Genomic DNA, 22,335 nt, shown 5'->3' with positions numbered 1-22,335 from the left:
ATATGAATAGAAAAAGGAGCAAGCTTATTTCAGCAGCTCCTTTTTTCATTATTTATTTATAATTAAATGTTCAAATTTTTTCTTTTAGATAAACCAGTCATAATAAAACATGTAACAAAGGCAACAGAAGTAACAATTATGGCAAACATGAATCCGACTGCTCTCATAAACGTATCTTCACCAGGGTAAAGAGGCTCTAATCTAACTAAAAAATAGAAAAAGACTATCGTTAAAATCAGGTAGAAACTACTACCAACTGCCCCCATTTTCAAACGGGTTAACTTTGTACCTTCCCAAGCAAAATTGATCATGCTCCATACAATTACACTCACAATCACCGCAAATAGAATTACAAATAAATGTAAAAATGGGATCGTAAAAAACGTCAAAGCATACAAAATAACTCCTGTTATCAAAAAGAGAAAAGCATTAATAAAAAATAGAAAAAGACCCGATAACCAAGGATTGCGAAACCAACGTTTACGTTTAAGAGGGTTAATTACTTTTTGATTTATCACGAACAAATTTATTATGGGTTCCTTGAAAAACAGCATGAAAAGGATTGCCATAACACCCAGAATGAATAAAACCGACAAGTTTTATCTCCACCTTATTATGTATTTCAAATTCAGTTACCTTATTAATTATAGGTATGATTTTATCGTTTATCAATAAAAAAATATCCTTTATAAACAAAAGAACAAATAAGTACTTCTTTTTTTAAGTACAAAAAAGAAAAAGATACTGTTCGTAGAGGTATAGGAATTGATAGGCGGAGAAATTCCGTTTAAGGTATATGGTAGGTGCTTAAGAAGCCGTTATAAGCGGATATATTCCGGTTAACTTCTATATATAACTAAATCTAAAGAATAGATTCATATAAGCGGAAAAACTCCCCTTATTTTGTCGAAAATGTTGGTATTTCCCGATTTAAACGGAACTTTTCCGTTTATTTTTCAAATTTAGTATAAAAAATGCTTGGAGACACAATTACAATGTTCCAAGAATTTTTACTAATAAAATTATCTGTTAATGTAAGTGCAAATGGCCGTTCGAATAGTACGGTTATTTCTAATTTTGTACTTCAAAACCTCAAACCCCTTTTGAATACAGACATCGGTCTTATTTAATATGTTTATTACTAAATAAGACCGAGTGTACTTAAAAATACAACAACAATGGTAAGTGGTACTACCCATTTCATTAGAAATCTCCATACTTTAAATAAGATAGGCGAAAGTGAATGACCTATACCAAACTCTGCTTCTACTAACTGTTTATTCATTTTAATGGAGATAAAAAGAGCAATAAGTAGGCAGCCTAACGGTAACATAATATTACTAACCAAGAAATCAGTAGCATCAAATATTGTTTTTCCGAAAACATGAAAGTTCTGTAGTTTACTAAACGATAATGCTGCAGGAATTCCCGCAAAAAACACAACAACTCCAGATAGCCATGCTGTTCTTTTACGTGTTGACCTTTTATTGTCAGTGATTGCTGAAACGATAATTTCTAATAAGCTAAACGATGATGTTAAGGTTGCAAATAAGAAAAGCAAAAGAAATATAGCTAGAAACAACTCACCCAAAGGCATTTGCGAAAAAACAGCAGGTAGCACCATAAATAGCAACCCCGGACCTTCAGCTGGTTCTAATCCAAACGCAAAAACAACTGGAAAAATAGCGAGACCTGCTAGTAACGATACTAGAATATTCATGACAACAACTGTACTTGCAGAGGATGGAATGCTCACTTTTTTTTCTAAGTAGGAACTATATGTAACCATGCATGAAAAACCAACTGCTAATGCAAAGAAGGATTGTCCAAGTGCATATAGAACAGATTCAGCAGTGATTTTTGTAAAGTCAGGCTGTAAGAAAAATCGTACTCCCTCCAATGCACCTTCTAATGTTAATGCTCTAACAACCAAAATTAAAAATAGAAGAAACAAAATCGGCATCATATACTTACTTGCTTTTTCAATCCCATTTTTAATTCCTACTGATATAACAATCATGTTTATAAGTAAAAATACAGCTAAACCTAGAAGTGTAATAAGTGGTGATCCTGTAATGCTACCAAATAATTCTGGATAACTTGCATTAGGTTCTATCACACGGCCACCGATTGCCATTATCGTATAAATTAGCACCCAGCCTCCAACTACTGCGTAAAAAGAAAGCAATAAAAAGCAGCCAATCACTCCTAATGGTCCAATAATTGTCCACAAACTGTTTGGTGCTAGTTTTTTATAAGCGGAAACAGCTTCACTTTGAGCCCCACGTCCAATAATAAATTCTGAGATTAGCATCGGTAAACCTATTAGAACAGTAAACAGAATAAAGAGTAATAAAAAAGCTCCACCACCACTCGTACCTGCTACATAGGGGAATTTCCATATTGCCCCAAGTCCTATTGCTGCCCCTGCTGAGGACATGATAAAACCAAATTTCGATGACCATGTTTCTCTATTTGTATTCATTAGTTCCCCCTTAAAATAATTATTATTTTATTATAGCTTATGGAAGGTGGTATAGCATAAAAAATAAACTTCATATATTATTTTCCCCTTGTACAAATCCATTATTTTCTATACAATAGAACATAAGTTCGATTTTGTGGTTATTTTGAAGAGGAGTTAAATAAAGAATGAGACCAAAGTTATGTAAAGAAATGTACATAGAGGATTTTAAAAATTACTATTGGCTAAAAGAAGAGCTCGCTACTTTCTGTAAAGAAGTTGGTATACCATCATATGGATCAAAAATAGAATTAATGGAAAGAATTATCATGTTTCTAACAAGTGGTGTTATACCTAAAGCTCATAAGAAAAAAAGTTCAAAAACAAAGCAATATGATTCTCTCTCTTTGGATACTGTCATTATTTCAAATCACAGATGCAGCCAAGATATTAGAGAGTTTTTCACAGAAGAAATCGGTAAAAAATTTCATTTTTCAACTTACATACAGAACTTTTTTAAAAACAATGCTGGGAAAACATTCAAAGATGTCGTTAAAGCCTGGTATGAAGAAGAAGAACGCAAAAAAGATCCTTCATTTACTAAAGAGATCTCGCCACAATTTGAATATAATCAATTCATAAGAGATTTCTATCAAGATCCGACCAATAAGGGAAAACGTCGAAAAGATGCGATAGATGCATGGAACACCATAAAAACTCTACCGGGAGATAATAAATACAAATCCTCACACGTTAGTATACATAAAAAGGAGTAAACACTTTGTAGTATTTACTCCTCTTTCATTTTCTTAGTTTAGCTCCCGTTTATACTTTGCAATTCATTAACAGTTGTAAACGAATAGCCTTCTTCTGATAAAGATTTTAAAATTCCTTCAAGCGTTTGTAGTTCATCTTCATCGTACATTGGATGAAGTAAGAGAATTGAGCCTGGTTTTATATTGTTTTTCACATACGAAATTTTTTCTGAACGAGATGAATTGTAGGTATCAGGTTCAAGGTCCCACATGATTGTCTCAATGTTTTCCTTATCTAAGTAATATGGCAATGCAATTAATTTCTTCCCATTTGGAGGTCGAAAATCAATTTCTCCCCTATATCCAGTTTGACGAATCAACTCATTTGTCTTTGTTATTTCGTCCTTAATAAATGACATTTTTTTGAATATCATCCGTTCATGGGAATAAGTATGATTACCAATATCATGTCCTGCTTTCACTATCTTTTGTCCGAGATCCATATTCTTTTCTAGTTCACTACCAATTAAGAAGAATGTAGCTTTCGCATTATATTCTTCTAATAGTGGTAAAATCTTCTCAATCTTATCAGTTGGTCCATCATCAAAAGTAAGGGCTACTACCTTTTCTTTCGTCTGAACACTATTTATTAAATCACCGAAAACTTGATAATTCCTTAAGTTCATTAGTTTATATGCACCTGTAAGTAAAAGTGCAATAGAAAGGATCAATGCACCGGTCACTATTAACTTTCTTCTCATGTAATACGTCCTTTTCCCAAAGATTTATTCATTTTCAACCACAATATTTTCATGTAGATGCGGCCTTACCTATTCAATAAAATCAAAAGTTTGCTTCCTGATTAATCAAGTACATCTTCCACCAACATTTTCCCTATCCCCATCATTTCTCGTAAATGTGTAAGAGGAACAATACTTAGTGGAATAGGGGCTCCCGCACGATATGGAGTAAGTCCGGCTTTATTTGCATAATAACTTGCACGAAATAAATGATAATCACTAGTTACAACCATTACTTCTTGTGATTTCCCTGACATTAGCTTTTGACTGAAATCAGCATTTTCCTTTGTACTTGTTGCTTTATCCTCCATCATTATTAATTGCTCCGGTATACCATTAATAATAAGGTATTCCTTCATAACAAAAGCTTCCGTATATTGCTCACCAGTATCAAGTCCCCCAGATACGATTATGCTTGATTCTGGATATTTACCATGCATGTCAATTGCTTTTTGCAAACGATTTTTTAACACTGGGGTTGGGGAACCATTTTTTACTCCAGCACCAAAAACGAGAATATAATCAACGCTTTTAGGCTGCTTTTCAATCATCCCGCTTAATAGTAATGCTTCTAAACTTGCTGCTGTAAGTAGTCCTATGGATAAAACAATAAATATCGTTCTTTTAAGCTTTTTTCTTTTTTGTACATATTGTTTTAACTTCTTAAAATAAATACTAACTACTAAACAAATCATTCCCAAAAATAGAATAAATACAATTCCAATGTTTATTCTATTTGTCCACAATGATGCTAGTCCATAAATAATTAATAATGCAGAAAAAATCCAAAACACATTTCTCATATTACCCTCACCCAATTTTAATAGAATTATCATCTAAAATAACAATTATTACTAGTTTACCTGGAAATCTATCAAATTGTGTCATATTTTGGTATCAATTACAATGGGTTTAATTGCTTATAATAGTTACTAGGATAGATAGAGGAAAGAAAAAGTGGCTACACCTGTGAGTTTAATAACACTGAAGAAATTAAACTTATTAGATCAAAAAAAGTCCTTCAACTAGACTACTATGAAGGACAATACACATTATATTCACAAGTAAAATGCTCTCTAATTGAACATTCTACCTAAAGTTACTTCTCTCAATCTTCCTAACATACATCGATAAAAATACTGTTCGACCCAAAGTAAACACAGTAAATGACAGCCATAGTTCGTGTGGAGTAATATCTCTACCATATATGAGGATTACGATAACAAACGCAAGCAACGCATAGAAGATTGAGTTTCGAACCGATTTAGCATCTGTCGCTCCTGCGAAGATCCCTTCCAATTGAAGTGCCCAAAAACCAGCGATTGGATAAATGACCATCCAAATTCCTAACTCTATAACAGCATTGTTTACTTCTTCAATAGATGTAAAAATTTTGAAGATACTCTCATCAAACAGCAGCATTATTAACGATAATATACAAGCTGATAGAGTTCCCCAAAATAGAGATAGTGATAACGCTCGCTTGAAAAGAGGAAACTGCTTACTACCAATGGATCTTCCGACTACAATACTAGAAGCGTTTGCAAACCCTCCAAGTAAATAGGCCATCAAATAATGAATTTGCAATAATATCGCATTAGCCGCTAATGCTGTTTCTCCCAGTCTTGCACCTATTGTTGTAAAGGTAACTGTCATTGTTAACAAGCAAATTGAGCGTAGAAAAAAATCTCGATTTACTTTGAGCATTTTCACTAAAGGGGCTTTTTCAATTAAGATTCTCCATTGAATCATTGATAAGTCAATTAACTTTGTACGAATCATAAAGAATAGACCGATAAAAATAGCACTAATTTCCGCTATTACCGTTGCATAGGCTACCCCAGCCACTCCTAGACCAAACACGAGAACAAATAAGAGATCTAACACAATGTTTAGCACATTCATTGTAATTTGAGTGCTTAACGAAAGCTTTACCTTACCTAACCCCATCAGCCATCCAATCAAAACATAATTTAAAAGGGCAAAAGGAGCTCCCCAAATTCGAATCGAAAAATAAGTAGAAACAAGGTCTCCTACTGATTCTGAGGTACCAAATAAGTAGAGTGAGAGCTTTAAAATCGGAATCTGTAAAATGATAAATAACGATCCTATAAGTACAGCCAAAAACATAGGACGTAAACAAGCTAAAGCCATTTCCTTAGCATCATTTGCCCCATTTGCTTGTGAGGTAAGTCCTGTTGTACTTACGCGTAAAAAACCAAGCAACCAATACATCGTATTAAATATAACAGCTCCAAGTGCTACTGCACCAATTGCTGATGCATCAGGCAATCTTCCTACAGCAGCTGTATCAACAGCACCTAAAATTGGTGTAGAGATCCCTGATATGATCAGGGGAATTGCTAATGTTAAGTATTCACGATGTGTAAAAATGCTCCCTTTATGTAAAGGAGCTGAAGTTAACACAGATTTCATTACTTTCTCCTTCTTAGCTAGCTTTATAAAGCAGTATACCTTACTAGTTGTTTTGTATAATCATGACGTTCTTCTTGTAATATATCGTCGGAAGAAAAGCGTTCCAATAGCTTTCCTTCTTTTAAAACTACTATCTCATCACATAAAAAACGTACAGCCTTTAGATCGTGTGAAACAAATAAAAATGAAGTTTGCAATTCTTTTTTAAGAGATTTTAACAGCATTAGAATTTGAGCTTGAATGGAAACATCAAGGCTTGAGGTGGGCTCATCTAATATAAGTAATCTTGGATGAAGACTAATCCCTCTAGCAATAGAAACCCGTTGCTTTTGACCACCGCTAAGCTCATGAGGATATTTAGTAAGGTGCTCCTCTTTTAATCCAACCATTTTGCCAACCTTTTTGGCAATGTCAAATAAAGAAAGATTAGGGTATAAGGTATCTTTTCGATCACGGAAATTACTTATTGGTTCAACCATACTTTTCCATACTGGAAGCTTAGCATTCAATGAAGTAGAAGGATCCTGCATAATGATTTGAATATCTTTATACAACTCTCTTTTCTGCTTACCTTTTAACTTATGAATATCTTGATTTAAAAAAAGAATCCGACCGGAATGGATGCTTTCCATACTTAATATGCTCTTGATAAGAGTACTTTTGCCACTCCCACTCTCCCCTACAACTCCTAACGCTGTTCCTTCACTTATAGAAAAAGAAATATTGTCAAGAGCGGGTAGTTTACCGTAGTTTTTAGATATAGACTGGACTTTTAATAGAGTCACTTGTCGTTCCCTCTCCTTCTTTCGTATTCACAAGGTGACAAGCTACTTGATGAAGGGGTGTTCCCTTTAATGTAACTTGTGAATGAAGGCAAACGGGTTCACAATAAGGACATCTTGTTGCAAATGGACAGCCTTCACGATTCACTTCACCAGGTTCTCCAGGAATAAGTTGAAGATATTCAGCATCTGCCTTAAACGTTGGGATTGTATTCAAAAGTAGTTTTGTATACGGATGTGTAGGGTTCTTTTTAATCTCATTTGTTAGACCGTATTCCATCCATTCTCCACCATACATAACAGCAAGTTGATCACAATAGTTCATCACATGATGAAGCTGATGACTAATAAAAATAATTGCGGTATTGTATTGTGTTTGCAAATCATTTAAAAGCTGCATAATTTGGTCAGCATTTTTAGGGTCTAATGCGGTTGTAATCTCATCACATATGAGAAGCTTCGGATTAAGAATCATGGCAGAAGCAATAACTACTCGTTGTAACTGCCCGCCGCTAAGTTCAAAGTGATAAGATGAATAAACTTTTTCAGCCGGTAGTTGTACTCTTTCTAGCATGTCAAGAATTCTTTTCCTTCTCTGTTTTTTTGATAAAGAAGTATGTGTGGCCAATTGTTCATCCATTTGAGAGCCTATTTTAAAGAAAGGTGAAAAGCCGTTTGAATAGTCTTGAGGAATATAACAAATTTCAGTCCCAATCAACTTGTTTTTTTTCTGAAAAGAAATCGATTGTCCCTCAAATAATATGGAGCCATTCATATTAAACGACGTAGGAATGGAGCCTAAAATTGCCTGTGCGGTAACACTCTTTCCACTCCCACTTTCCCCAACAATGCCTACCATATCTCCAGAATATATAGTAAACGAGAGAGATTGAATGATTGTTTGATTTGTATGTTTTATTTCGATACTTAATTCTTTCATCTCTAAAAGAGGAACATTCATATAAAAGCTACTCCTTTCTGTTAGATTGAACATCTAGTTTATCTCTTAAGCCATCTCCTATTAGATTAAAGGCCATAACAACAAGCATGATCGCTAGACCGGGAAAAATAATTAAGCTTGGAGATGTTTGAAAATATAACCTTCCTTCATTTAACATTGCTCCCCACTCTGGCAGTGGTGGTTGTGCTCCTAACCCGATATACGATAGGGAAGAAATAAGAAGAATAATTTTCCCTATATCTAATGATGCTAAAACAATCACTTGTGGAAGGATATGTTTGAATAAATGCAGGGTCATGATTTTCCAAACGGAACTTCCACTAAAAGCTGACATCGTAATATAGTCCTTATGCTTTTCAGTAAGAACAATACTACGTGTTAAGCGAGCATAGCCTACCCACTTTACTGAAATAATCGCAATCATCACATTCCAAATCCCAGGACCAAGTAATCCTGTTATCGCGATTGCCAGTAAAAAATCTGGGAACGCAACAAACGTATCAATAACTCTCATGAATAATTGATCTATTTTTTTCCCGAAGTAGCCTGAAAGAACACCAACTGGTAAGCCAATCAATAAAGAAACAAAGATGGATAAAACCGATATCCCCAATGTGTAGATGGCACCTTCTGTTAACCTCGCTAAAATATCACGACCTAGTTGATCTGTTCCAAGTAAATGCTCCATACTAGGCGACTGCAATCGTTCACCAGTGCTTACTTTTAATGGATCATGTGGATTAAATAGGTAAGATAAGAAAAAAAGGAGCATAATCAAGATGAGTAATAGTACACCCGTTTGAATAAATAGATTTCGCTTTTTCTTCTTAAGATGTAATACATCCGTTATCACGCCCTTTGCTCCTTTCTTCTTAATTTTGGGTCTAAAAGATAATACGATAGGTCAACAATTAAATTAATACTCATGACAAAAATGCCTGAAAGTAAAATATAAGCTTGGATTAACGGATAATCTCGATTCATGATGGCTTCAACGACCATTTTTCCTAACCCAGGCCATGAAAATAAAATTTCTACAACAATTGCCCCAGCCAATAAGTTCCCAAGGCTCATACCAAACATCGTAACAACTGGTATCATGCTCTCACGTAAAGAGTATTTAAAAATTAGGCTTTTTTCACGAATGCCTTTCATTCTCAAAGCCTTAATATATGGCTTATTCATTGTTTCAAGCATTGCTGCTCTCAATAGCCTTGCGTAAACAGCAGACATTGCAAGTCCTAATGTAAGGGATGGGAGAATAAGGCTTTCGGCACCATTATTACCGATAAACGGAAGAACCTTCAACTTTACACTAAAGAAATAGATTAATAGAAGTCCCAGCCAAAAGCTTGGAATGGAAGCTCCGAAAAAAGCAAAAATTCGTCCAAGATGATCAATCCATTTTGATTGATAAACAGCTGAACAAACCCCTAATGGAATCGATATTAAGATAACAACAAGCATTCCCCCTCCCATCAGTTCAAGAGAAGCTTGTAAACGGTCCTGTATTTCACTCAAAACAGGTCGGTTTGTTAAATACGATTCCCCAAAATCTAGCTTAATCGCCTGTTTAAGCCACATTCCATATTGAACAAAGATGGGCTGATCAAAGCCCATCTCCGATCTTATATCCTCAATTTCTGCTTCTGTAATCAATACTTCATCAATATCCAACATTGCCTTTACAGGATCTCCGGGAGCTAATTTAATGAACACAAAGCTCAAAAACGAAAGACAAAGTAATACGACAATAATTTGTATAATTTTTGATAAAAGATATCGAATCACGTTATTCTACATCCAATTGATTTGTTATTAAATAATATTCTTGTTTTGAAACTGAATAGTTTTTTACATCTTTATTCATAGCAACAGTGATCATTGGGTGAACGATATAAGATTGATAAATTTTTTGCTGTGTCATGTTTTCAACCTGTTTCCCAACATCGTTACGTTTCTCAACATCTGTTGTTTTATTTAGCTCTGTTAAAATTTCATTAATTTCTGGATCATTAATTTCACCAATATTTAGAGCACCATCAAGTGAATAGGCAGAATTGAGGAAATATCCAACATCTCCACGTGGAGCTGTTAAATTACTGTATGTTGCAATATCCCATTCCTCATTTGTTGATAAGTACTCATCGATATTTTCAACAGATTTAATGTTGATCTCAACACCTATTTCCTTTGCATTCGATTGAAGCATCTGTGCAATAAGTGGAAGCTCTGGTCTTGATTGATAGGTAATCATCTCTAGTTGCAATGGTTCTCCATTTTTCTCCATTACACCATTAACTTCCTTATAGCCAGCTGCTTCAAGCAGCTTCTTTGCATGACTAGAATCATATTTAACGGGATCTGCTTTCATGCTAAACGGAAAGTCAGGATTAAACGGACCACCTGCTGGTACAGCCATTCCTCCCATTAAGTCATTGGCAACTGCTTCACGATCAAATAAAGAATCCAAGGCTTGACGGACATTTTCATCGGCAACTTCAGAGCTGTTCATGTTATAGGAAATAAAATGGGTACGTAAACTACTCACAGATTCGACTACAATATTTTTATCACTCTTTAAAGAGGTGGCTAATTCAGAAGGTAGATAATAAATGATATCTGCTTCTCCTGATTGAAGAGCCATAGCCCTTGCATTCGCATCTGAATTAAAACCAAATGTTACTTTATCAAGTTTTGGTTCTCCATTCCAATACGAAGTATTTTTAGTAAGCTCTACCTTTACCTCTGAATCAAATGTATCAACAACAAAAGGGCCTGTACCAATTGGAGCTGTTCTCAATTTCTCATCATCTTCTACCTTAACAATTGACGTATGCGGATGTGTTAATTCAGATGGAAAAGCTGGTAGAGGTTGTGTTGTTTTGAAAATAACCGAATTTCCATCAGTTGAGATAGACTCTAGCTTTAAAGCTGCCTTCATTGATTCACTAACGTTGATTCCACGCTCAAACGATTGTTTCACAGCTTCTGCATCTAATGTTGTTCCGTCTTGAAACAATACTCCCTCCTGAACGGTAAATGACCATGTTAATTCATCAATTGCTTTCCACTCACTTGCAAGCCAAGGTTCAAGCTCCAAATCTTCATTTAACTTGACTAAAGTTTCAGTGATTCCAGCTCGTACCGTTGTACTATTATCGTCTTGGTGTGGATCAAGTGTGCTTGTAGGAAAATTAAACAAAAAAGTTAACGATTTTTCTTGGGCTTCGTTTGCTGCTTCCTTACTATTTGTGCTCGAGTTAGAGCATGCTGACAGCATTAATACGATTCCAATAAAGATAGACAAAAATGTAGCTTTCATAAGACATCTCCTCACGTTATGTGCTTTAAACGAAATTGTTACGATTTAATTAACAAAATTTATTTTTATGTAGATTTCTATAGTTATATTACACAAATCGAAATCGTTACGCTTTGTATAATAAATCAATTTCATACATACTGTCAACAAAATTTAGAAAATTTTACATAAATACTATTTTACCAGTTTTTAGCTTTATAATATAGCTTTTTTTATTTCGGAATTAATTAAAGATAGATACAGGTTAATGTTATATCAGGTCAATTTATTTTAAAACACTAGTTACGGAAAAAACCTGTAATCGTATTCGATTACAGGCAACTTTCATCTACTTTACTGCTCCATAAATCACATTTCGCAACCTAGGCTGATGATAAGCTTCGAAGTTTGGTATCATTTGCTGCATATATACAGCTGATAGCTTTTCTTGTGGATCAATTAATACCCACGTACCAGCTAATCCTGACCATCCAAATTCCCCTTCCGAGCTATTGCTTCCACCTTTTGCCGAATCCATCATAGTCCGAACACCGAGTCCGTAGCCGTATCCAGCTAAATAGTCCCAATTATATGTTTTAGCTTGTTCATCATTTAGGTGATTTTTTGTCATTAAAGAAATTGTTTTTTCTCCAATCACTTTAACTCCCTCAAATTCTCCACCGTTTGCAAGCATATGAGCAAAACGGCTGTAATCTCCTAATGTTGACAGTAAACCACCACCACCAGATTCAAGCTCTGATAATGGTTCAAATTGAACATCCATTTTGTCATTTTTAATCAGAGTTCCATCTTCATTACGATTATAGAGAGCTGCAAATCGATGCATTTTGTTATCAGGGATTCTAAAAAATGTATCCTCCATTCCTAGTGGAGTGAAGATTTCATCTTGAAAAAACTGTCCTAGTGTTTTTTCTGAAAGTACTTCGATTAGTGCCCCTAACACATCATGGCTTAGACCGTAATGCCATTGGGCTCCAGGTTGAAAGGCAAGTGGAATGGCAGCAAGGACTTCTGATAAACGGCGATTTGTTAATTTTTCACCCTTTTCTTGTAATTGCTGAAACGTTTTAGCAACTTGTTTTTCGGTTTCATTTGCTTCTCCACCATACGTAAGTCCAGAAGTCATTGTAAATAAATCTTTTACTAAGATTGATCTTGATGCTGGTATTACAGTAACCTTGCCGGTTTCATCTTTATGATATACCTTCATATCTTTAAATTCTGGTAAGTATTTTTCAAGTGGGTCATTTAATAAAAAAAGACCTCGCTCATATAGCATAAGTGCTGCTGTACACGTGACAACCTTAGTCATGGAATAAATGCGAAAAATTGTATCTTCATTTATCGCAATTTCATCTTCTTTATTAGCAAAACCAACATAATCTTTATAGATCGTATTTCCTTGATGCATAACCTGAAGGGAACAGCCTGATGGTCCTTTTTCCGTAAAGCTTTTTAATAAAGGGTACAATCTGTTATGTAATTCGTTCAAGTGCTTATCTCCTCTCAACACGTTTCTCCCTCTATTTTTCTACAATTAACTAAATTTCGCAATCTATTTTATTGAATTTTTGTAAATGTTTTCATAAATAAAGGGCCTTAGTTGGCCCTGGACAATCTTATATGTTGGAGAATCGTTCTTTAATCATTTTCAATGCTTCTACCAATCCTGGAAGTTTATCGAAATACTCTGCTTCATTCTTTAGAAGGATTTCATTAATACGTGACTGCAAAAGCTCCTCAACCAACTCAACAGTTTGTCGATGATCCATTGTTCACACCCTTAAATGAAGTTCTTCTACTATATGCATGTGATGATGAAATGTTTCTACTTTTTATTCTTTGTCAATTTAGTCCTAAGTACTTTGATACGTTACAAATTTCCAAGTCTCCAATTAAATGACAAGATCAAATTCTTTTACAAATCTCGCTGTCCCAGTGATCTCAACTTCATGGGAATCTTGTTTTTTTGTTACTGTAACATGTACTCGTCCATCTTTATCCATTTCCTGTCCTTGTTCAACTAACAGATCGAGTTGATCACTTAACTTATCAATGTATCTGGAATAATAGGCTCCCATAACTCCTGATGCCGTCCCTGTTACAGGGTCTTCAATCGTTCCCGAATATGGAGATGAAAAATGTCGAGCATGCATATCAGCAGTATGGTCATAGGTTTCAAGAGAAAAAGGATGGATGGATGCTTTTGGCATTTCTTTTAAAATAGTCGGGAACAATTTGTTAGTTGGTTTCATTTTATGAAAGGCCTCAAGATTTTTAATTGGTACTAGCAGTGTCCAAATACCTGTGCTACCGTACACTACTGGTAAATCATTCGCAATATCCTTAGCATCTATATTGATTGACTTAGCTAAATCATCTTGAGAACCTTTAAATTCGATAAATTGAGGTGTAGCTTGTTTCATTGAAATTTGTACATCTTCATTGTTTGAAAGAACTTTTATAGGTAAAACTCCTGCTTTTGTTTCAATCATTAAATGATCTTTTTGCGGAAGTAAATCCATTGTTTTTAATGCATAGATTGACGCCATTGTGGCATGGCCGCATAAATTCATTTCATGACCTGGTGTAAAATATCGTAATCTAAGATCTGCCACATTAGATTGGTATAGAAAGGTTGTTTCATTAAAACCAACTTTTGCAGCGATTTGCACCATTTCTTCTTCTGTAAAATCTTCACCATTTAAGACAAAGCCTGCCGGGTTCCCTTTGTTCGGTTGTGAACTGAATGCATCATAATGATAAACTTTTACTTTTTTCATATTAAGGCTCCATTTCTTTGTGTTTAAAATGACTTGCCTGCAAACTTTTATAAGCCTTACATGCTCTAATTGAACTACACTTTAAAGTTTGATGATTATATCATTCTATTACTAATCACTTTAAACCTCTAAATTTCCGATAAAAAAACTGCTCAATCCTATACGACCGAACAGTCTTTTTATCATTCTCATATTATTTTATTTCTACAACAAATGGAAAGATCTTCACCTCACCATTCATTTGAAACTCAGCCCATATTTTATATATTCCAGGATTAGTAAACTGTGTTTCAAACACCGGTGTGTCTCCTTCAAGTGGATGAACATGCAAGTATTGTTGTGCTTCTTCATCCAAGATAACAACATGCCCCAGAGCGCCGAGGTAGGTTTCTAAATTTGCACCATGAACATCAAATGTTAATGTAACTGGCTCATTTATCACTAATGGTGTTGTTGACAGTGACACTTTGTTGTCTTCAACTGTCTTTTCAAGTAGTGGATCAACTGTTAATGAACCATGATGATGTTCATCTTCAACAGGATTTCCTACTTTAATGGAAATTGGTTGAACTTGATAATCTAAATTTTTGGGTTTTATATCGACAAATGCCTTGTATGTTCCTTCTTCCAGTTCATTTTTCACTTCAAATTGACCTGGTGCAGTTTCCTCAGGGTGGAGATGGTAATACTGATCTAAATGCTCATCAACAACGATTAAATGTAAAAGCTTTTCATGATTTACTTCTAAGTTTGTTACAGGCTTACCTGTAAGATCTTTTAAGTTTAAAACCATTTTATCCTCAACTTCTTTAATGGTTACGTTAACTTCACTTTCTGTTTCTGTGTTAGCTCCATGTTCATGCTCTGATTCCGAATGTTCATTTTCCGTTGTAGCATGGGTATTATGTTCAGTTGTTACTTCTGTTTTATGTTCTTCAGCATGTGTATCAACTTTCGTTTCCTCTAAAAACATCGCATCATATATATAGTAGCCAATAATTACAATACCTAGATAAATGACTGCTGAAAGGATCCATTTTTTCATTTTTTGGTTCTCCTTATCACTATAGTTTTACTCTTTGTAGGCGTAGCGCATTTAAAACAACTGATACTGAGCTGAATGCCATTGCTGCTCCTGCTAACCATGGGGCAAGGAAGCCTAATGCTGCTATTGGTATACCGAGTGAATTATAAGCAAATGCCCAGAATAGATTTTGTTTAATATTTCTGATTGTTTTTTTACTCATAAAGATAGCATCAGCAATGCTATTTAAATCTCCACGAATAAGTGTAATGTCCGCTGCTTCCATTGCAACATCTGTACCTGTTCCAATGGCCATTCCTATATCAGCGATCGCCAGTGCTGGTGCGTCATTGATCCCATCGCCGACCATTGCAACGATTCTTCCTTCCTTCTGCAGTTTTTTCACTTCTTCCGCTTTTCCTTCCGGCAGCACCTCTGCTACAACAGAATCAATTCCGGCTTCAGTTGCAATTGCTTTCGCTGTTCGTTCGTTATCACCAGTTATCATGACAACTTCTAAGCCCATTTCTTTTAGACGTTTTACTGCTTCTTTTGAGGTAGGTTTAATTGTATCAGCAACAGCTACTAAACCGGCATATTGATTGTTAATGGCAATCAGCATCGCCGTTTTACCGCTTTCTTCAAGATTCTCCATAGTTGGTAGAGCCTGTTTAATGTTTATATTATATTTTTTCATTAATTTTCTCGTACCAGCTAATATAGTTTGATTGTTTACTTTTGCTTTTATACCGTAGCCTGGTATCGCCTCAAATTCTTCAACATCAGACAGTTCAATATTCTTTTCCTTAATTCCAGTTACAATCGCCTCAGCAAGTGGGTGTTCAGATTGCTTTTCAGCCGTTCCAACTAGTTGTAAAAATTCCTCTTCATTGACATGCTTCTCAACTAAAACATCAGTTAAAATTGGTGCTCCATTTGTAACCGTTCCTGTTTTATCTAAAAGTATAGTCGTTAATCTGTGAGTCATTTCCAAGTGCTCTCCACCTTTAAATAAAACACCGATCTCTGCTGCTCTACCTGATCCAGCCATAATTGATGTTGGTGTTGCCAATCCAAGTGCACAAGGACAAGCAATCACTAGCACGGCAATTAATTTTTCAAGGGCTTCGGCAAAGTCTCCAGGTGTAATCCAGATAAACCAAACAAAAAATGTGAGAAAGGCAATTGCTACAACGATTGGGACAAAAATACCTGAGATTTGATCCGCTAAACGTTGAATTGGTGCTTTCGAACCTTGAGCCTCTTCCACCACTTTAATAATTTGTGAAAGTGCTGTGTCACGACCGACCTTCGTTGCTTTCACTTTTAAAAATCCATTTTTGTTAAGAGTTGCTCCGATGACAGAGTCACCAACTGTTTTATCAACTGGAACACTCTCACCAGTTAGCATTGATTCGTCTAGTGCCGAACGTCCTTCGATAATTTCTCCGTCAACTGGAACCTTTTCACCAGGCTTAACATACAGAATGTCACCAACTACCACGTCTTCTAGTACAACCTCTTGTTCCACTCCATTACGGAAAACAGTCGCTGTTTTCGCTTGAAGACCCATTAGCTTTTTGATTGCTTCAGATGAACGCCCTTTTGCACGAACTTCAAACAACTTACCTAAAATAATCAATGTAATTAAGACTGCGCTTGTTTCATAATAAAGCTCGATCATATGTGCTTCACTTCCGATTGAAACGATCGATAAATATAAACTATAAAAATACGCAGCTGATGTTCCTAGCGCAACAAGAACGTCCATGTTGGCACTTTTATTTCTTAATGCTTTATAAGCTCCTACGTAAAACTGTTTTCCTACGATAAATTGAACAGGTGTTGCTAAGGCTAGCTGTACCCATGGATTCATAAACATATCAGGTAAATAAATAAATGATGTAAAGCTAAAGTGGCTGACCATTGCCCAAAGAAGGGGAATGGATAAGATAAGGGAAAAGAAAAACTTTCCTTGTTGAGTTTCAATTTCCTTCGCTTTTAGATCTGCAACATCTTCCTTTTGCTCACCTTTTTCACTCGCCTGATATCCAAGTTTTTCAATCTTTTCAATCATTTCCTTTGTTCCGGTTTGTGAAGGATTATAGGTGACTGTTGCGCTTTCTAACGCTAAGTTGACGGTTGCATTTGTTACACCCTCAATTTTGTTTAAGCCTTTTTCAATCCTAGTTGCACAAGCAGCACAAGTCATGCCGATAATAGCTAAGTCCACTTTTTCCTCAACTACCTCGTAGCCCAGGTCATTTATTTTCTTTTTAAAGTCTTCTATTCTAACAACACTAGGGTTGTATTTGATCGATGTTCTTTCAAGAGCGAAATTTACGTTTGCTTCTTCTACACCTTCTACTTTTTTTAGTCCTTTTTCAATTCGAACTGCACATGAAGCACAGGTCATACCTGTAATTGGCAGAACAGCTTCTTTTATTTCCTGCGTCATATCGTCGTCCTCCTATATACCCTACAGTGGTATATTTACTTTCAAAAGGAAACGTGCACTGATAAAAGCACGTTTCACCGTCTTTATTTAGTTTTTCTTATACTACATCGTATCCTTGATCATCAATTGTTTCCTTTATTGTGTCTAATGAAACAACTTCTGGATTAAATTCTAATTCAACTTTTCCTTCATTTAAATGAACTTTTACCTGTGAAACACCATTTAATTTTCCAACATTTCCTTCTATAGAATTCACGCAGTGTCCACAAGACATTCCATTAACTGTTAAGATGATTTTTTGCATATTTTTTCTCTCCTCTATTATTATTTTTTCATTAATCGTTGAATGGTTACAAGCAATTCATCAACAATTTCAAAATCTCCTGCTCTAATTCTTTCTGTTACACAACTTTTCAAATGAGTTTCTAATAATACTTTGGAAAAGCTATTTAATGCAGACTGAACAGCTGAGATTTGGGTAATCACATCATCACAATAAGTATCCTTTTCAACCAATCCTTTAATACCTCGAATTTGTCCTTCAATTCGGTTCAACCTAGTAATAAGCGTTTTTTTTACTTTTTCTGAATGATGGCTTTCCCTTTCAGAATGTTGTCCGGAGCAACAAACTTCAACCTCTAACATCTCATTTTGTTCTTCACACATTAACATAACCTCCTTATAAATATAATCTACCATACCCCCCTACCCTATGTAAAGTACTTTGTTGGTAAATTATTCATTTTTTTTAAAGAGGTACTTTTTGTGCCTCTATAGTGAGTGTATCATGGGGTCTATTCATTTTAATATTTCATAAAGAGGCCTGTTCTTCATTCATATATATTGTAGTTGTTGAAAATCGCCAATTCAAACGATCTGTTTTTTAGCTATTTAAAAAATGAATATATCGATCAGCAGATTTTATTAATGAATTCTTGCCGTCTTTCACGATCTTGTGATCAAAAGCACCATAAATAGCTTCAAAATCATAGTTTTCTAGGCTCATTTTAATATTATTTACCACCCTAGCAGACAACGGTATATGATTTGGTGCACTATAAATAAAGCTCACCCACCCTTGATCAGGTACAATATAGATGCTATCACCTACGAGTAATGTACCTTTTTTATTCGAACCAAGTGTCCATAGCAAAACGGAGCTACCTTCAAAATGTCCTCCTACATGGATGAGAGAAATATGTTTGGTTAATTCAAGGCTATCCCCGTTCCAGAAATGAATGAGCGAACAAGTTCTCGTTACCCAATCAAGATCTTTTTCATGGATATAGATTGGACATTGAAATGCATTCCCCCATTCAATGATCGTACTATAATAATGAGGGTGAGAAATGGCAATCCCTCGTAATCCACCAAGTTCGTTTATTTTGTTAATTGTTTTCTCATCTAAATAAGTAATACAATCCCAAAGTATATTTCCTTCATCAGTCCTAATCAAATATGCTTTTTGACCAATACCTACTTGCGGATATGTGCGAATACTCCATAAACCTTGCTCTATTTCCACAAATTCGTTATGAAAGCCTTCTTGCTTTAGCTCCTCTAATGTTGTCCACTTTTGTCCAGTTAATGGAACGTATTGTCGTTCGTCACTACAAATCTTACATATACCTGGTGGTTGATGTGTAGCTTCATGCTGTACTCCGCATACTTTACATATATAGTGTGCTCTCATTAAATAACCTCCATTTTATTTAGTTTAATCAGGTGATTATTTTTCACTTCTTTCATAATGAGATTAAATTTATTTGCTTCTTCAAAACATGCATAATGTCCTGATTCCTCAAAAAAGTATATTTCCTTTTTTGGTGCTTTTAGAAAGTCATAATATTCCTTTAATCGATCACTAAACACAATTCTGTCATGTTTTCCTGCAATAAAATAAACAGGAACATTCACCTCTGAAACAAGATGAAAAAAGTTGATTTTAGTTAATTCATCCCAAAGATGTGTTGATGAAAAACCAAATCCTTTCATAAACGAGAGCTTTTCTTTCAAAGTTAAATGAGAACTTAAAATGTAGTGAATATTAACAGAAGCAGCTTTTAATTTATACGTAACACCATTAAATTTTGTCAGCCATGTTCGTTGCGTGACTAAATCATCTACTGAATGATAGAAACCGTTCTTTGGAGAACCAATTCGTTCTAATTGCAAAATGGCTTTTTTATGATTCTTTGCTTTAGCCATGCTTAAAGCAAATTGGTACGATCTTATTTCTTCCTCATCACGTTTCACTGGCTGGTTTATTCCTACATAGGCCTCTACTAACTCAGGAAACTTTTGTACAAATAATAATCCAAGCACCGCTCCGACAGAATGTCCCATAAGGAATACTTTCTTTTGTCGAAATTGTTTAGTTAGATATTTGACGAGCTCATAGCAATCTGAAAGCAATTGTTCTACATTCATACTCTCAGGTGTTACCTCGGGAGAATAAGATTTCCCTGATCCTCTTTGATCCCAATTTACAACAAGAAAGTCATCTTCCAGATCAGCATTATAGTACATTTGTGCTCCTGTTTGTGGGCTTCCTGGTCCTCCATGTAAAAAAAGTAAGATTGGTAGGTCTTTATGTTTTCCACGGATTGTAATCCATTGCGTTACATTACCCAACGTTCGTTTTTCTAATTTTGTAACATTGTTCTTATCAGAATTTCTATAGGGTTTAACATATCCACCTTTTAGTTGTTGAAACACAGTACTTGCCTCCTTTGCTTTCGACGCCAAAAACTAACGTTTGTTAGTTGACGATTCAAAAAAATTTCTGCCAATGACGCAGTTTTTGATTAAATAATATGGATGCTATTTCTCTACTAATAAGTGTTCCTCCAAGCTCTTTCATCGTAAGCTTTTTATGGGATGTCATATCATTACTTAAAATGACAATCGTAATATCGTCATCTAGATATCTTTCAACATGTGTTGTATATCCACCTGGGTGTGAACCTCCATGTGAAACACTTTTCTTACCAAAGAGTTGTTTGATGAACCAGCTATAGCCCATTGTAATAAATTTTCCTTCATAAGTTGGTGTTTGCATTTGTTCTATAGAGTTATTAGTTAAAAGGAGTTCCGATTTAAGGGCTTCGTGAAACAAATGAACATCTTCTATGGTTGAGACAGCATCACCACAAGCAAATAAAAGTGATGGACTCACATATGGTCCTGACATTTGATTTATATAATTGGTTGCCACGTCTTCTATCTCTTCATGTAGAAAGCCCGTTTGTTTCATGTTTGCTGGCTTAAAAATGTATTTTCTAATATATTCGTGGTAGTTCAATTCAGTAACTTTCTCAATGATGAGTCCTAACATAAAAAATCCAGTGTTGTTATATGTGATTTTTTGACCTGGTAAGAAATTTAATTTATGTTGCTGAAGTGTCTCAAGTATTTGTTTCTGAGTGTAATCTTGATCCCATTTTAACTGCTTTCTTAACATGAGTAAGTTTGGAATTCCTGATGTATGGTTTAATAAATGATGAATAGTAATACCCTTGTTTTTATAGAAAGGAAAGAACTCATCGATTGGCTGATGGATAGACAATTTCCCTTTTTCGATCAGCTGAAATGTTGCAACGGCTGTTAATGGTTTGCTTAACATGGACCCCACTGGATATTTTGTATGGATCCTGTTCTCAATCTCCTTTTCTTTGTTTGATAGTCCGAATGCCCCTTCATAGATTATTTCATTACCCTTTGAGATCGAAATAACACCAGAAAATTTAGGACGCTTGTTCATATATGATTGAATTGAAAGCATATTTATCCCTCCATTGAAAACTAACGAACGTTAGTGTACAATGTCATTATATGGTTTAGCTTGAAATGTTGCAACATTTTTTTCCAACTAATTTTAAGGGTGTGTAAAATGACTAAAAACACAAAGGATAAAATATTTGAAACGGCGTTAGATCTTTTTTCACAAAAAGGCTATAGTGCTGTATCAATAAGAGAAATAACAAGAACTGTCGGTATAAAGGAAAGCTCTCTTTATAATCATTTTAAAAATAAGGAGCAAATTCTTGAATCCATCCTTACTCATTTTCGTACAGATTTTTCAAAAACAATGCCTCCTCTTGAAGCATTGGATGAGATTTTAAACAATTCAACTACAGATGCTTTTTTTAAGGCAGGACACAGAAATTTTAAAACATATATGGAAAATGTTCATGCCCAGAAAATGTGGAGAGTTCTACAAGTTGAGCAATTCCGTGAACCAATGGCTCGGGACATCATCCTAACCGATTTCTTTCAATCAACAATTGATTTCCTTGAAATTGTCTTTAAAAAATTGATCGAAATGAATAGGATTAAGCCGGTAGACCCAAGGTTACTTGCAGTTGAATACCAATATCCAGCCTTTTCTCTTCTAGCTGAATATAACATCCTAAAGTTTGATGGTAAGGACACCACTGAAGTAGAAAGACGGTTGGATCAGCATATTGACTTCTTTTTGGACATGGTAAAGGTAAAACAAGAGTAAAACAAAATGATTGAACATAATGTGAAACAAGAAAAATCGG

Annotated in this window: 23 protein-coding genes; 3 read left to right on the top strand and 20 right to left on the bottom strand. The window is 35.0% G+C overall.

What is annotated here, in order from left to right; translation table 11 throughout:
- Positions 1–62 precede the first annotated feature (62 nt).
- Positions 63–596 (bottom strand): hypothetical protein, encoded by a 534-nt coding sequence (locus ACEWK1_RS00795; protein ID WP_212134782.1) that lies wholly within the window; start codon positions 594–596, stop codon positions 63–65.
- A 399-nt stretch (positions 597–995) separates the two neighbouring features.
- Here ACEWK1_RS00795 and ACEWK1_RS00790 point away from each other — a divergent pair, with 399 nt between their 5' ends.
- Positions 996–1,130, top strand: a complete 135-nt coding sequence (locus ACEWK1_RS00790) for a hypothetical protein (RefSeq protein ID WP_257535985.1) — start codon at positions 996–998, stop codon at positions 1,128–1,130.
- An 11-nt stretch (positions 1,131–1,141) separates the two neighbouring features.
- Here ACEWK1_RS00790 and ACEWK1_RS00785 read toward each other — a convergent pair whose 3' ends face one another.
- Positions 1,142–2,485, bottom strand: coding sequence for a sodium-dependent transporter (locus tag ACEWK1_RS00785; protein WP_212134780.1), 1,344 nt, complete (start codon positions 2,483–2,485; stop codon positions 1,142–1,144).
- A gap of 167 nt (positions 2,486–2,652) precedes the next feature.
- Here ACEWK1_RS00785 and ACEWK1_RS00780 point away from each other — a divergent pair, with 167 nt between their 5' ends.
- Positions 2,653–3,240: a DUF6434 domain-containing protein gene (locus ACEWK1_RS00780; protein ID WP_212134778.1), complete on the top strand. Its 588-nt coding sequence runs from the start codon at positions 2,653–2,655 to the stop codon at positions 3,238–3,240.
- A gap of 38 nt (positions 3,241–3,278) precedes the next feature.
- Here the strand turns inward: ACEWK1_RS00780 and ACEWK1_RS00775 are convergent, their stop codons facing one another.
- From ACEWK1_RS00775 to ACEWK1_RS00690, 18 genes are all read right to left on the bottom strand, one after another.
- Positions 3,279–3,980, bottom strand: a complete 702-nt coding sequence (locus ACEWK1_RS00775; RefSeq protein ID WP_212134776.1) for a polysaccharide deacetylase family protein — start codon at positions 3,978–3,980, stop codon at positions 3,279–3,281.
- A 101-nt stretch (positions 3,981–4,081) separates the two neighbouring features.
- Positions 4,082–4,822 carry a YdcF family protein gene (locus ACEWK1_RS00770; RefSeq protein ID WP_162987316.1) on the bottom strand — a complete coding sequence of 247 codons (741 nt, stop codon included), beginning with the start codon at positions 4,820–4,822 and terminating at the stop codon, positions 4,082–4,084.
- Between the two features lie 286 nt (positions 4,823–5,108).
- The gene (locus tag ACEWK1_RS00765) at positions 5,109–6,455 is read right to left on the bottom strand and encodes an MATE family efflux transporter (protein ID WP_212134774.1); all 1,347 of its coding nucleotides are present in this window, start codon (positions 6,453–6,455) and stop codon (positions 5,109–5,111) included.
- A gap of 23 nt (positions 6,456–6,478) precedes the next feature.
- Entirely contained in the window at positions 6,479–7,240 is a 762-nt protein-coding gene (locus ACEWK1_RS00760; protein WP_212134772.1) for an ABC transporter ATP-binding protein, read from the bottom strand.
- Positions 7,209–8,198, bottom strand: coding sequence for an ABC transporter ATP-binding protein (locus ACEWK1_RS00755; protein WP_212134770.1), 990 nt, complete (start codon positions 8,196–8,198; stop codon positions 7,209–7,211). The genes ACEWK1_RS00760 and ACEWK1_RS00755 overlap by 32 nt, the downstream gene beginning before the upstream one ends.
- 7 nt (positions 8,199–8,205) lie before the next feature.
- Positions 8,206–9,051: a nickel transporter permease gene (nikC, locus tag ACEWK1_RS00750; RefSeq protein ID WP_232273469.1), complete on the bottom strand. Its 846-nt coding sequence runs from the start codon at positions 9,049–9,051 to the stop codon at positions 8,206–8,208.
- Entirely contained in the window at positions 9,048–9,989 is a 942-nt protein-coding gene (gene nikB, locus ACEWK1_RS00745) for a nickel ABC transporter permease (RefSeq protein ID WP_232273470.1), read from the bottom strand. Before nikB ends, nikC begins: the two co-directional genes overlap by 4 nt.
- A 1-nt stretch (position 9,990) precedes the next feature.
- Positions 9,991–11,523, bottom strand: coding sequence for a nickel ABC transporter substrate-binding protein (gene nikA / locus ACEWK1_RS00740; RefSeq protein WP_212134768.1), 1,533 nt, complete (start codon positions 11,521–11,523; stop codon positions 9,991–9,993).
- Positions 11,524–11,851: 328 nt separating this feature from the next.
- Positions 11,852–13,015 (bottom strand): serine hydrolase domain-containing protein, encoded by a 1,164-nt coding sequence (locus tag ACEWK1_RS00735; protein ID WP_232273472.1) that lies wholly within the window; start codon positions 13,013–13,015, stop codon positions 11,852–11,854.
- 127 nt (positions 13,016–13,142) lie between these two features.
- Entirely contained in the window at positions 13,143–13,295 is a 153-nt protein-coding gene (locus ACEWK1_RS00730) for a hypothetical protein (RefSeq protein WP_162987314.1), read from the bottom strand.
- 123 nt (positions 13,296–13,418) lie between these two features.
- Positions 13,419–14,306, bottom strand: coding sequence for a PhzF family phenazine biosynthesis isomerase (locus ACEWK1_RS00725; protein ID WP_212134766.1), 888 nt, complete (start codon positions 14,304–14,306; stop codon positions 13,419–13,421).
- A 193-nt stretch (positions 14,307–14,499) separates the two neighbouring features.
- Positions 14,500–15,351: a hypothetical protein gene (locus tag ACEWK1_RS00720; RefSeq protein ID WP_416635314.1), complete on the bottom strand. Its 852-nt coding sequence runs from the start codon at positions 15,349–15,351 to the stop codon at positions 14,500–14,502.
- A 19-nt stretch (positions 15,352–15,370) separates the two neighbouring features.
- Complete coding sequence (locus ACEWK1_RS00715; protein WP_416635312.1) at positions 15,371–17,788, bottom strand: heavy metal translocating P-type ATPase; 2,418 nt, start codon at positions 17,786–17,788, stop codon at positions 15,371–15,373.
- A 97-nt stretch (positions 17,789–17,885) separates the two neighbouring features.
- Positions 17,886–18,092: a copper chaperone CopZ gene (gene copZ / locus ACEWK1_RS00710; RefSeq protein ID WP_121661635.1), complete on the bottom strand. Its 207-nt coding sequence runs from the start codon at positions 18,090–18,092 to the stop codon at positions 17,886–17,888.
- A gap of 20 nt (positions 18,093–18,112) precedes the next feature.
- A complete protein-coding gene (locus ACEWK1_RS00705) occupies positions 18,113–18,454 on the bottom strand; it encodes a metal-sensing transcriptional repressor (protein WP_285842650.1) in 342 nt (113 codons plus the stop codon).
- Between the two features lie 217 nt (positions 18,455–18,671).
- Entirely contained in the window at positions 18,672–19,481 is an 810-nt protein-coding gene (locus tag ACEWK1_RS00700) for a hypothetical protein (protein WP_416635309.1), read from the bottom strand.
- Complete coding sequence (locus ACEWK1_RS00695) at positions 19,481–20,506, bottom strand: alpha/beta fold hydrolase (protein WP_251394037.1); 1,026 nt, start codon at positions 20,504–20,506, stop codon at positions 19,481–19,483. Before ACEWK1_RS00695 ends, ACEWK1_RS00700 begins: the two co-directional genes overlap by 1 nt.
- Before the next feature lie 55 nt (positions 20,507–20,561).
- A complete protein-coding gene (locus ACEWK1_RS00690; RefSeq protein ID WP_121661632.1) occupies positions 20,562–21,572 on the bottom strand; it encodes a serine hydrolase domain-containing protein in 1,011 nt (336 codons plus the stop codon).
- A 108-nt stretch (positions 21,573–21,680) separates the two neighbouring features.
- Between ACEWK1_RS00690 and ACEWK1_RS00685 the strand changes: the two genes are divergently transcribed.
- The gene (locus tag ACEWK1_RS00685; RefSeq protein ID WP_416635306.1) at positions 21,681–22,295 is read left to right on the top strand and encodes a TetR/AcrR family transcriptional regulator; all 615 of its coding nucleotides are present in this window, start codon (positions 21,681–21,683) and stop codon (positions 22,293–22,295) included.
- Positions 22,296–22,335: the final 40 nt, after the last annotated feature.

This window comes from Metabacillus sp. YM-086, assembly GCF_048059995.1.
Lineage (GTDB): Bacteria > Bacillota > Bacilli > Bacillales > Bacillaceae > Metabacillus > Metabacillus litoralis_B.
Note: the sequence above shows the minus strand (reverse complement) of the source record. Positions and strands in the feature narration are given on the sequence as shown.